9 protein-coding genes and 1 pseudogene are annotated in these 12,582 nt (G+C 50.3%); 9 read left to right on the top strand and 1 reads right to left on the bottom strand.

Annotation, left to right across the window (positions count from 1 at the left end; all coding sequences use genetic code 11):
* The first annotated feature begins 160 nt into the window (after nt 1–160).
* The 6 genes and pseudogenes from malK (at nt 161) to ubiA (ending at nt 7,265) form a co-directional block, all read left to right on the top strand.
* Entirely contained in the window at nt 161–1,276 is a 1,116-nt protein-coding gene (malK, locus tag HGD79_RS14140; RefSeq protein ID WP_000179165.1) for a maltose/maltodextrin ABC transporter ATP-binding protein MalK, read from the top strand.
* A 71-nt stretch (nt 1,277–1,347) separates the two neighbouring features.
* On the top strand, nt 1,348–2,688 hold the full coding sequence (gene lamB, locus HGD79_RS14135; RefSeq protein ID WP_000973658.1) for a maltoporin LamB: 1,341 nt from the start codon (nt 1,348–1,350) through the stop codon (nt 2,686–2,688).
* Between the two features lie 242 nt (nt 2,689–2,930).
* Nucleotides 2,931–3,851 carry a maltose operon protein MalM gene (malM, locus tag HGD79_RS14130; RefSeq protein WP_000783444.1) on the top strand — a complete coding sequence of 307 codons (921 nt, stop codon included), beginning with the start codon at nt 2,931–2,933 and terminating at the stop codon, nt 3,849–3,851.
* Nucleotides 3,852–4,079: 228 nt separating this feature from the next.
* Nucleotides 4,080–5,660 (top strand): annotated as a pseudogene (locus tag HGD79_RS14125) (SopA family protein).
* 222 nt (nt 5,661–5,882) lie between these two features.
* Entirely contained in the window at nt 5,883–6,380 is a 498-nt protein-coding gene (ubiC, locus tag HGD79_RS14120) for a chorismate lyase (RefSeq protein ID WP_168848428.1), read from the top strand.
* Between the two features lie 12 nt (nt 6,381–6,392).
* Complete coding sequence (ubiA, locus tag HGD79_RS14115; protein ID WP_000455228.1) at nt 6,393–7,265, top strand: 4-hydroxybenzoate octaprenyltransferase; 873 nt, start codon at nt 6,393–6,395, stop codon at nt 7,263–7,265.
* A gap of 154 nt (nt 7,266–7,419) precedes the next feature.
* Here ubiA and plsB read toward each other — a convergent pair whose 3' ends face one another.
* Nucleotides 7,420–9,843, bottom strand: a complete 2,424-nt coding sequence (gene plsB, locus HGD79_RS14110; protein WP_000017354.1) for a glycerol-3-phosphate 1-O-acyltransferase PlsB — start codon at nt 9,841–9,843, stop codon at nt 7,420–7,422.
* Nucleotides 9,844–10,013: 170 nt separating this feature from the next.
* Here plsB and dgkA point away from each other — a divergent pair, with 170 nt between their 5' ends.
* The 3 genes from dgkA (at nt 10,014) to dinF (ending at nt 12,498) form a co-directional block, all read left to right on the top strand.
* The gene (dgkA, locus tag HGD79_RS14105) at nt 10,014–10,382 is read left to right on the top strand and encodes a diacylglycerol kinase (protein WP_000002907.1); all 369 of its coding nucleotides are present in this window, start codon (nt 10,014–10,016) and stop codon (nt 10,380–10,382) included.
* 109 nt (nt 10,383–10,491) lie between these two features.
* Entirely contained in the window at nt 10,492–11,100 is a 609-nt protein-coding gene (gene lexA / locus HGD79_RS14100) for a transcriptional repressor LexA (RefSeq protein ID WP_000646078.1), read from the top strand.
* 72 nt (nt 11,101–11,172) lie between these two features.
* A complete protein-coding gene (dinF, locus tag HGD79_RS14095) occupies nt 11,173–12,498 on the top strand; it encodes an MATE family efflux transporter DinF (protein WP_001295692.1) in 1,326 nt (441 codons plus the stop codon).
* The last annotated feature ends 84 nt before the right edge of the window (nt 12,499–12,582 follow it).

Here is a 12,582-nt window from a genome sequence, read left to right as displayed (position 1 = left end):
TGACCTCGGTTCAGTTCACAGAAGCCGTGTTCTCATCCTCCCGCCTCCTCCCCCATAAAAAAGCCAGGGGGTGGAGGATTTAAGCCATCTCCTGATGACGCATAGTCAGCCCATCATGAATGTTGCTGTCGATGACAGGTTGTTACAAAGGGAGAAGGGCATGGCGAGCGTACAGCTGCAAAATGTAACGAAAGCCTGGGGCGAGGTCGTGGTATCGAAAGATATCAATCTCGATATCCATGAAGGTGAATTCGTGGTGTTTGTCGGACCGTCTGGCTGCGGTAAATCGACTTTACTGCGCATGATTGCCGGGCTTGAGACGATCACCAGCGGCGACCTGTTCATCGGTGAGAAACGGATGAATGACACTCCGCCAGCAGAACGCGGCGTTGGTATGGTGTTTCAGTCTTACGCGCTCTATCCCCACCTGTCAGTAGCAGAAAACATGTCATTTGGCCTGAAACTGGCTGGCGCAAAAAAAGAGGTGATTAACCAACGCGTTAACCAGGTGGCGGAAGTGCTGCAACTGGCGCATTTGCTGGATCGCAAACCGAAAGCGCTCTCTGGCGGTCAGCGTCAGCGTGTGGCGATTGGCCGTACGCTGGTGGCCGAGCCAAGCGTATTTTTGCTCGATGAACCGCTCTCCAACCTCGATGCTGCACTGCGTGTGCAAATGCGTATCGAAATCTCCCGTCTGCATAAACGCCTGGGCCGCACAATGATTTACGTCACCCACGATCAGGTCGAAGCGATGACGCTGGCCGACAAAATCGTGGTGCTGGACGCCGGTCGCGTGGCGCAGGTTGGGAAACCGCTGGAGCTGTACCACTATCCGGCAGACCGTTTTGTCGCCGGATTTATCGGTTCGCCAAAGATGAACTTCCTGCCGGTAAAAGTGACCGCCACCGCAATCGATCAAGTGCAGGTGGAGCTGCCGATGCCAAATCGTCAGCAAGTCTGGCTGCCAGTTGAAAGCCGTGATGTCCAGGTTGGAGCCAATATGTCGCTGGGTATTCGCCCGGAACATCTACTGCCGAGTGATATCGCTGACGTCATCCTTGAGGGTGAAGTTCAGGTCGTCGAGCAACTCGGCAACGAAACCCAAATCCATATCCAGATCCCTTCCATTCGTCAAAACCTGGTGTACCGCCAGAACGACGTGGTGTTGGTAGAAGAAGGTGCCACATTCGCTATCGGCCTGCCGCCAGAGCGTTGCCATCTGTTCCGTGAGGATGGCACTGCATGTCGTCGACTGCATAAGGAGCCGGGCGTTTAAGCACCCCACAAAACACACAAAGCCTGTCACAGGTGATGTGAAAAAAGAAAAGCAATGACTCAGGAGATAGAATGATGATTACTCTGCGCAAACTTCCTCTGGCGGTTGCCGTCGCAGCGGGCGTAATGTCTGCTCAGGCAATGGCTGTTGATTTCCACGGCTATGCACGTTCCGGTATTGGCTGGACAGGTAGCGGCGGTGAACAACAGTGTTTCCAGACTACCGGTGCTCAAAGTAAATACCGTCTTGGCAACGAATGTGAAACTTATGCTGAATTAAAATTGGGTCAGGAAGTGTGGAAAGAGGGCGATAAGAGCTTCTATTTCGACACTAACGTGGCCTATTCCGTCGCGCAACAGAATGACTGGGAAGCTACCGATCCGGCCTTCCGTGAAGCAAACGTGCAGGGTAAAAACCTGATCGAATGGCTGCCAGGTTCCACCATCTGGGCAGGTAAGCGCTTCTACCAACGTCATGACGTTCATATGATCGACTTCTACTACTGGGATATTTCTGGTCCTGGTGCCGGTCTGGAAAACATCGATGTTGGCTTCGGTAAACTCTCTCTGGCAGCAACCCGCTCCTCTGAAGCTGGTGGTTCTTCCTCTTTTGCCAGCAACAATATTTATGACTATACCAACGAAACCGCGAACGACGTTTTCGATGTGCGTTTAGCGCAGATGGAAATCAACCCGGGCGGCACATTAGAACTGGGTGTCGACTACGGTCGTGCCAACCTGCGTGATAACTATCGTCTGGTTGATGGCGCATCGAAAGACGGCTGGTTATTCACTGCTGAACATACTCAGAGTGTCCTGAAGGGCTTTAACAAGTTTGTTGTTCAGTACGCTACTGACTCGATGACCTCGCAGGGTAAAGGTCTGTCGCAGGGTTCTGGCGTCGCGTTTGATAACGAAAAATTTGCCTACAATATCAACAACAACGGTCACATGCTGCGTATCCTCGACCACGGTGCGATCTCCATGGGCGACAACTGGGACATGATGTACGTGGGTATGTACCAGGATATCAACTGGGATAACGACAACGGCACCAAGTGGTGGACCGTTGGTATTCGCCCGATGTACAAGTGGACGCCAATCATGAGCACCGTGATGGAAATCGGCTACGACAACGTCGAATCCCAGCGCACCGGCGACAAGAACAATCAGTACAAAATTACCCTCGCACAACAATGGCAGGCTGGCGACAGCATCTGGTCACGCCCGGCTATTCGTGTCTTCGCAACCTACGCCAAGTGGGATGAGAAATGGGGTTATGACTACAACGGCGATAGCAAGGTTAACCCGAACTACGGCAAAGCCGTTCCTGCTGATTTCAACGGCGGCAGCTTCGGTCGTGGCGACAGCGACGAGTGGACCTTCGGTGCCCAGATGGAAATCTGGTGGTAATAGCAAAACCTGGGCCGGATAAGGCGTTTACGCCGCATTCGGCAACCAACGCCTGATGCGACGCTTGCGCGTCTTATCAGGCCTACAACGGCTGTCAAATGTAGGCCGGATAAGGCGTTTACGCCGCATCCGGCATAAAAACAGGTTGTCATTATCTGAAAGGGGCGAAAGCCCCTCTGATTATCGGGTTTAGCGCGCTATTGCCTGGCTACCGCTGAGCTCCAGATTTTGAGGTGAAAACAATGAAAATGAATAAAAGTCTCATCGCCCTCTGTTTATCAGCAGGGTTACTGGCAAGCGCGCCTGGAATCAGCCTTGCCGATGTTAACTACGTACCGCAAAACACCAGCGACGCGCCAGCCATTCCATCTGCTGCGCTGCAACAACTCACCTGGACACCGGTCGATCAATCTAAAACCCAGACCACCCAACTGGCGACCGGCGGCCAACAACTGAACGTTCCCGGCATCAGTGGTCCGGTTGCTGCGTACAGCGTCCCGGCAAACATTGGCGAACTGACCCTGACGCTGACCAGCGAAGTGAACAAACAAACCAGCGTTTTTGCGCCGAACGTGCTGATTCTTGATCAGAACATGACCCCATCAGCCTTCTTCCCCAGCAGTTATTTCACCTACCAGGAACCAGGCGTGATGAGTGCAGATCGGCTGGAAGGCGTTATGCGCCTGACACCGGCGTTGGGGCAGCAAAAACTTTATGTTCTGGTCTTTACCACGGAAAAAGATCTCCAGCAGACGACCCAACTGCTCGACCCGGCTAAAGCCTATGCCAAGGGCGTCGGTAACTCGATCCCGGATATCCCCGATCCGGTTGCTCGTCATACCACCGATGGCTTACTGAAACTGAAAGTGAAAACGAACTCCAGCTCCAGCGTGTTGGTAGGACCTTTATTTGGTTCTTCCGCTCCAGCTCCGGTTACGGTAGGTAACACGGCGGCACCAGCTGTGGCTGCACCCGCTCCGGCACCGGTGAAGAAAAGCGAGCCGATGCTCAACGACACGGAAAGTTATTTTAATACCGCGATCAAAAACGCTGTCGCGAAAGGTGATGTTGATAAGGCGTTAAAACTGCTTGATGAAGCTGAACGCCTGGGATCGACATCTGCCCGTTCCACCTTTATCAGCAGTGTAAAAGGCAAGGGGTAATTACGCCCCACAGTGCTGATTTTGCAACAACTGGTGCGTCTCCTGGCGCACCTTTTTTTATGCTTCCTTCCTGGGATATGAGCGATTTTTTATAGTAACTCACTTCTTCTTCACTAAGAATATCCATTATCTCAATGCCTTATCAGAGATTCTTTTCCTTTCGCCGGTAGTGTCTGGACATTCAGGCTACTTTTCCAGGTTATTTTATTTCTGTTATGCAGAGGTTTTATGATAAGTCATATCCTAAATTCTGGCGGCAATAACTCTTTGATGAAACATGATGTGGTGCAAGGAAATAATATAGTAGATCTTGATTTACTACGTAATTTCAATGGGGTGCCAGGTTTAAACAGAGATAACTTTATTTATATCAGCAATATTTTTTCAAATATAAAACAACGGAACGAAAAAATCATGCAATAAATATGTTTCGTGAAGTCTCAATCAGTAATGATACTATAAGTGTAAAATTCTACAGAAATGAAAAAAATTGAATGCGCTTGCAATTTTCTGATGGATAAAGATGCGCAGGGGTATATCGACCTGTCTGATTTGGATTTAACAAGTTGTCATTTTAAAGGTGACGTTATATCGAAGGTGTCTTTTTTATCATCAAATCTACAACATGTAACATTCGAATGTAAAGAAATTGGGGATTGCAATTTTACTACTGCAATAGTTGATAATGTCATATTTAGATGTCGACGTTTACACAATGTGATTTTTATCAAAGCGAGTGGTGAATGTGTCGATTTCAGCAAAAATATTCTTGATACAGTTGACTTCTCGCAGAGTCAACTTACTCAGAGTAATTTTCGCGAATATCAGATTAGAAATTCAAACTTCGATAATTGTTATCTTTACGCTTCGCACTTCACCAGAGCAGAGTTTCTGTCTGCCAAAGAAATATCATTTATTAAATCGAATATGACAGCTGTTATGTTTGATCATGTGCGAATATCGACAGGGAATTTTAAAGATTGCATTACAGAACAATTGGAATTAACTATTGATTATTCAGATATATTTGGGAATGAAGATCTCGATGGTTATATCAATAACATTATAAAAATGATTGATACATTGCCAGATAATGCAATGATATTGAAATCCGTTCTGGCAGTAAAACTGGTTATGCAATTAAAAATTCTTAATATTGTTAATAAAAACTTTATTGAGAATATGAAGAAAACATTTAGCCATTGTCCTTATATAAAAGATCCAATTATACGCAGTTATATCCATTCTGGTGAAGATAACAAGTTCGATGATTTTATGCGTCAACATCGATTCAGCAAGGTGGATTTCGATACCCAACAGATGATCCATTTTATTAACAGGTTTAATATGAATAAAGGGCTGATTGATAAAAATAACAATTTTTTTATCCAACTTATCGATCAGGCCTTACGATCAACGGATGATATGATCAAAGCAAATGCCTGGTATCTTTATAAAGAGTGGATTCGTAGTGATGATGTTTCACCTATATTTATAGAAACTGAAGAAAAGTTAAGAACCTTTAACACTAATAAATTAACACGAAACGATAATATATTTATCCTGTTCTCCTCTGTCGATGATGGGCCTGTTATGGTGGTAAGCTCCCAGCGCTTACATGATATGTTGAATCCTACAAAAGATACCAATTGGAATTCCACGTATATCTACAAATCCAGACATGAGATGTTGCCTGTTAATCTTACTCAGGAAACACTTTTCAGCTCCAAATCTCAGGATAAACATGCGCTTTTCCCCATTTTTACTGCGAGTTGGCGAGCTCATCGTATAATGAATAAGGGTGTTTAAGTAAAGGAAAACATCACCGTTCCTGGCATCCTGGGCGGTGATGCCCCTATGGTTGCCCTCTCCAGCGCGGGCATCGGCAAAGCGTAAGGTTCAACAGCGTTTTACCACTTCATGCGATTGTTGCGTTTTTGTTGCGTATTAGATCACTTAATTTGCTTTACATCTCCCGTAAACACTTTTCTGCGATACAATGCCTTTACGTTATGTAACGGAGAGTTCGGCATGTCACACCCCGCGTTAACGCAACTGCGTGCGCTGCGCTATTTTAAAGAGATCCCTGCCCTGGAACCGCAACTGCTCGACTGGCTGTTGCTGGAGGATTCCATGACAAAACGTTTTGAACAGCAGGGAAAAACGGTAAGCATGACGATGATCCGCGAAGGGTTTGTCGAGCAGAATGAAATCCCCGAAGAACTGCCGCTGCTGCCGAAAGAGTCTCGTTACTGGTTACGTGAAATTTTGTTATGTGCCGATGGTGAACCGTGGCTTGCCGGTCGTACCGTCGTTCCTGTGTCAACGTTAAGCGGGCCGGAGCTGGCGTTACAAAAATTGGGTAAAACGCCGTTAGGACGCTATCTGTTCACATCATCGACATTAACCCGGGACTTTATTGAGATAGGCCGTGATGCCGGACTGTGGGGGCGACGTTCCCGCCTGCGATTAAGCGGTAAACCGCTGTTGCTAACAGAACTGTTTTTACCGGCGTCACCGTTGTACTAAGAGGAAAAAAATATGGAGTGGAGTCTGACGCAGAATAAGCTGCTGGCGTTTCATCGCTTAATGCGTACGGATAAGCCAATTGGCGCGTTACTGCTGCTCTGGCCAACATTATGGGCGTTGTGGGTGGCGACACCGGGCGTTCCTCAGCTCTGGATCCTGGCGGTATTTGTCGCGGGTGTCTGGCTGATGCGCGCTGCTGGATGTGTGGTGAATGATTATGCTGACCGAAAGTTTGATGGTCATGTTAAGCGCACGGCGAACCGACCACTTCCCAGCGGCGCGGTAACAGAGAAAGAGGCGCGCGCGCTGTTTGTAGTGCTGGTACTGATTTCGTTTTTACTGGTACTGACGCTGAATACGATGACCATTCTGTTGTCGATTGCCGCTCTGGCGTTGGCGTGGGTGTACCCGTTTATGAAGCGGTATACCCATCTCCCGCAAGTGGTGCTGGGCGCGGCGTTTGGCTGGTCGATTCCAATGGCTTTTGCCGCTGTGAGTGAGTCGGTGCCATTGAGTTGCTGGTTAATGTTCCTCGCCAATATTCTCTGGGCGGTGGCTTACGACACGCAGTATGCGATGGTTGACCGCGATGATGATGTGAAGATTGGCATTAAATCCACGGCAATCCTGTTCGGCCAATACGATAAATTGATTATTGGTATTTTGCAGATTGGCGTACTGGCACTGATGGCGATCATCGGTGAGTTAAATGGCTTAGGCTGGGGATATTACTGGTCAATTGTGGTGGCTGGCGCGCTGTTTGTTTATCAACAAAAACTGATTGCCAACCGCGAGCGTGAAGCCTGCTTTAAAGCATTTATGAATAATAACTATGTTGGTCTGGTACTGTTTTTAGGACTGGCAATGAGTTACTGGCATTTCTGATGATGTAAAAAAGCCGGATGATCATCCGGCTTTCTTCTGGGTTGCCTTATGCGCGGCGCTTCTCAGGCCTACACAACACATCGCAATTTATTGAATTTGCAGATTATGGAAGGCCGGATAAGGCGTTTTCGCCGCATCCGGCAATTCTCTCTGATTACCCTTCGCCCTGCGTCGCACTCTCAATCGTCAAACGCACGTCTGATGTAATCAACTCCGCCAGCAACTGATAAACCTTCATCGTTTCTGCCGGTTCGGCGTCGCCGCTATCGCTGATATACCCTTCATCACGCAGCGTCAGCACCAGAGAACTGAACACCGCCTTGTCGAAGAACTCCGGCGCGTTGATGCCGTGCAGCACGGAGAGACGTTGCGCGACGGTGCGGCTCTCTTTCTCCAGCGTACCGCGGTTGATCGACGGGTTGGCACTCAACAACCAGAAGGTGATGGCATAACGTTGCAGCGTTTCGCGCGCGCCTGCGGCCAGCAGCTGTAGGGTGCGAGAATGCGCCGGGTTGATATGCAACTCATCATCTTGCAGGGTAATCAGCCCCTGACGTTGCATCTCATTTGCCAGCGCATCAATAACGTCCGGCAACTCGTCGCGATCCCAGCGCAGGAACAGCTCCGCTTTCAGCATTGGGTAAAGCACATTGACGTGCTCCATCAATACGTCGCGGGAGATGTGGCGATGCTGGGTGACAATTGCCGCCATCAGCGAAGGCAGCACCAACATATGCGCAATGTTGTTGCGATAGTAGGTCATCAGCACCGCTTGCTCGCGTGGCAGAATGATGATGTCGCCGATAGTGTCTTTCTCGACTTCAAACTTGTTCATTTGCAGCGCGTGATCGATAAGCTCGCTGGCGCTGGCTGAAGGAACGGTAGAGTCCGTGGAGTAAGGTACGTTGCGCATCAGATCCAGGTAGCAGTTGAGTTGCTCGGTTAACTGCTCGCGGGTGAGTGAGCGCTGACGTGATGCCAGAAGCGCAGTACAACACAGGTTCATGGCGTTTGCCGCGCCTGCGTTGTTAATGCGTACCATCAGATCGGCAGCAATATTATTGACCGTCGGCGTTAACCAGGCCGGACGCACCGCTTCGATGGGATCGATAGATTCACGCCAGTCTGGTACGTGCTGGTTAAGGTAGGTCATCAACGGCATTGGTTCACCGAAGTTGACGTAACCCTGACCGAGATTACGCAGCTTGCTTAAACCGCGCAGCATCTGCGGCAGGCTCTCTTTCTCTTTCGTCGCGCCGCGCAGTTCTTTGGCGTAAGTACCCACTTCCATGACGTGCTCATAACCGATATAGATCGGAATCAGCGTAATCGGACGCGTGCCGCCACGCAGCATCGCCTGAATGGTCATCGACAGCGTACCGGTTTTCGGATCCAGCAAACGCCCCGTGCGGGAACGACCGCCTTCCACGAAGTACTCGACGGAATAACCACGGCTGAACAGTTCGCCGAGATACTCACGGAAAACGGTGGAATAAAGTTTATTGCCTTTAAAAGTACGGCGAATAAAGAACGCCCCCAGACGGCGGAAAATCGGCCCGGCCGGCCAGAAGTTCAGGTTGATCCCGGCGGCGATATGCGGCGGCACCAGCCCCTGGTGGTACAGCACGTAAGAAAGTAGCAGGTAGTCCATGTGACTGCGGTGGCAAGGCACATACACCAGCTCATGACCGTCGTGGGCCAGCTGGCGAACGCGCTCGGCGTTATGGACGTTGATGCCCTGATAAAGTCGGTTCCAGGTGAAGCCCAGAATGCGGTCAGTCAGGCGGATCATCTCGTAAGAGAAATTCGCCGCAATCTCTTCCATCAGCGCAATCGCGTTCTGCTGCGCTTTTTCATGGGAGATTTTTTTGCTGCGCGCTTCATCTTCTACCGCTTTGGCAATGGCGCGGGAGGCGAGCAGCTTATTAAACAGATCCTGACGAGCAGGCAGACGTGGGCCCACAGCAGCCAGACGTTGACGGGCAAAGTGCATACGCGCCACGCGCGCCAGTTTCTGTGCGATAGTTTTATCCGTGCCGTGTTCATCCGCCATACGGCGCAGCGAAACTGACGGCGAGAAACGCACAAAACTGTCGCGACCGAGCCACAGTACGGCGAAAAATTTCTGTACGCCGTTAAGCATACGCAGCGGCGGGTTTACTTCGCCTTTTTCACGCCCCGGCGCGCGACCAAACATCACCGATACTGGCACCATCTGCACATCCAGATTTGGGTTGCTGCGGTGCAAATCAAGATAGTCGTGGAACAGCTTAATAGACTCTTCTTTCGGCGTGTAATAGGTGAACACACGCGGCCCGCCGTGAATGAACACATAGCGCGGCAGTAGCGTGCCGTCGATTTCCAGCGGCTCTAACGGGTCAGGCAAGTCATGAGCCAGACACTGGGCGCGCAACGTCAGCAAATCTGCTTTCGAGTTGTACGGTAAAACGTACATAATTGGACGAGAGGTATCCAGCCCCAGTTCCGGGGCAGGATCTGCCGGAATAGACTTGCTTTTTACCAGGATGCTTAATGGTAAATTCAGTAATTTGTAGTAAATTCGTGGCCAGCCGGACATAAACGATGTAAAGCCTCTGGTTAATAATGCAAATGCGCGGCAAGGATAGCAGAAAGTCATGGGAAATTCTGTGGTATCCGCTCATGTTTCGCGCGGCGTTACGCAAACCCGAATCATCGGATTTAACGGTACACTGATATTGACGCTCATAATGTAAAAAGGTTCTTTCAATGGCCAATAATACCACTGGATTCACCCGAATTATCAAAGCTGCTGGCTATTCCTGGAAAGGTTTACGCGCTGCATGGATCAACGAAGCGGCATTCCGTCAGGAAGGCGTAGCGGTATTGTTGGCGGTGGTCATCGCCTGCTGGCTGGATGTGGACGCAATTACCCGCGTGCTGCTTATCAGCTCCGTGATGCTGGTGATGATTGTGGAAATCCTCAATAGCGCCATCGAAGCAGTGGTTGACCGAATTGGCTCTGAATACCATGAGCTTTCCGGACGCGCAAAAGATATGGGATCCGCCGCGGTGCTGATTGCCATTATCGTCGCCGTGATTACCTGGTGCATCCTGTTATGGTCGCATTTTGGATAACCCTTCCAGATTTCGATAAATCTCTGGTTTATTGTGCAGTTTATGGTTCCAAAATCGCCTTTTGCTGTATATACTCACAGCATAACTGTATATACACCCAGGGGGCGGAATGAAAGCGTTAACGGCCAGGCAACAAGAGGTGTTTGATCTCATCCGTGATCACATCAGCCAGACAGGTATGCCGCCGACGCGTGCGGAAATCGCGCAGCGTTTGGGGTTCCGTTCCCCAAACGCGGCTGAAGAACATCTGAAGGCGCTGGCACGCAAAGGCGTTATTGAAATTGTTTCCGGCGCATCACGCGGGATTCGTCTGTTGCAGGAAGAGGAAGAAGGGTTGCCGCTGGTAGGTCGTGTGGCTGCCGGTGAACCGCTTCTGGCGCAACAGCATATTGAAGGTCATTATCAGGTCGATCCTTCCTTGTTCAAGCCGAATGCTGATTTCCTGCTGCGCGTCAGCGGGATGTCGATGAAAGATATCGGCATTATGGATGGTGACTTGCTGGCAGTGCATAAAACTCAGGATGTACGTAACGGTCAGGTCGTTGTCGCACGTATTGATGACGAAGTTACCGTTAAGCGCCTGAAAAAACAGGGCAATAAAGTCGAACTGTTGCCAGAAAATAGCGAGTTTAAACCAATTGTCGTTGACCTTCGTCAGCAGAGCTTCACCATTGAAGGGCTGGCGGTTGGGGTTATTCGCAACGGCGACTGGCTGTAACATATCTCTGAGACCGCGATGCCGCCAGGCGTCGCGGTTTGTTTTTCATCTCTCTTCATCAGGCTTGTCTGCATGGCATTCCTCACTTCATCTGATAAAGCACTCTGGCATCTCGCCTTACCCATGATTTTCTCCAATATCACCGTTCCGTTGCTGGGACTGGTCGATACGGCGGTAATTGGTCATCTTGATAGCCCGGTTTATTTGGGCGGCGTGGCGGTTGGTGCAACGGCGACCAGCTTTCTCTTTATGCTGTTGCTGTTTTTACGCATGAGCACCACCGGGCTGACTGCGCAGGCTTATGGTGCCAAAAATCCTCAGGCATTAGCCCGTGCGCTGGTGCAACCGTTGCTGTTGGCGTTGGGGGCTGGGGCGTTAATTGCGCTGCTGCGTACACCGATTATCGATCTGGCGCTGCATATTGTTGGCGGTAGTGAAGCGGTCCTGGAACAGGCGCGGCGCTTTCTTGAAATCCGCTGGTTAAGCGCTCCGGCGTCGCTGGCGAATCTGGTATTACTCGGTTGGTTACTCGGCGTGCAATATGCCCGTGCGCCAGTAATTTTGTTAGTGGTCGGCAATATCCTCAACATTGTGCTGGATGTCTGGCTGGTGATGGGGCTGCATATGAACGTGCAGGGCGCGGCGCTGGCGACGGTTATTGCGGAATATGCAACATTGCTGATTGGTCTGCTAATGGTGCGTAAAATCCTCAAACTACGCGGAATTTCCGGCGAAATGCTGAAAACTGCCTGGCGAGGAAACTTCCGTCGCTTGCTGGCGCTTAACCGCGATATCATGCTGCGTTCGCTGTTGTTGCAACTCTGTTTCGGCGCGATCACCGTACTTGGTGCGCGACTGGGGAGTGACATTATCGCTGTTAACGCGGTTCTGATGACGCTACTCACCTTTACCGCCTATGCGCTGGATGGTTTTGCCTACGCGGTTGAAGCACATTCCGGTCAGGCATACGGTGCGCGCGACGGTAGCCAGTTGCTGGATGTCTGGCGGGCAGCGTGCCGCCAGTCGGGGATCGTAGCGCTACTGTTTTCGGTGGTTTATTTGCTGGCAGGGGAACACATCATTGCGTTACTGACGTCGTTAACCCAGATTCAGGAGCTGGCCGACCGCTATCTTATCTGGCAGGTGATTTTGCCGTTGGTTGGCGTCTGGTGTTATCTGCTGGACGGCATGTTTATAGGCGCAACGCGTGCCGCCGAAATGCGTAACAGTATGGCGGTGGCCGCCGCAGGTTTTGCGCTGACGCTCCTTACGCTGCCGTGGCTGGGTAATCATGGTTTGTGGCTGGCATTAACCGTCTTTCTGGCGTTGCGCGGGCTTTCTCTGGCGGCTATCTGGCGGCGTCACTGGCGCAACGGTACCTGGTTTGCCGCAACGTGACGGTTAAAAATTCTGAATAAATAATCCTAAGCCAAATTGCTGACTACACTTAATCTCACGTTCAGAAGAAAAGTGAACGTACTC

It is taken from the genome of Escherichia sp. SCLE84 (assembly GCF_012584495.1).
Classification (GTDB): Bacteria; Pseudomonadota; Gammaproteobacteria; order Enterobacterales; family Enterobacteriaceae; genus ECMA0423.
This window is presented reverse-complemented; position numbering and strand designations above follow the sequence as displayed.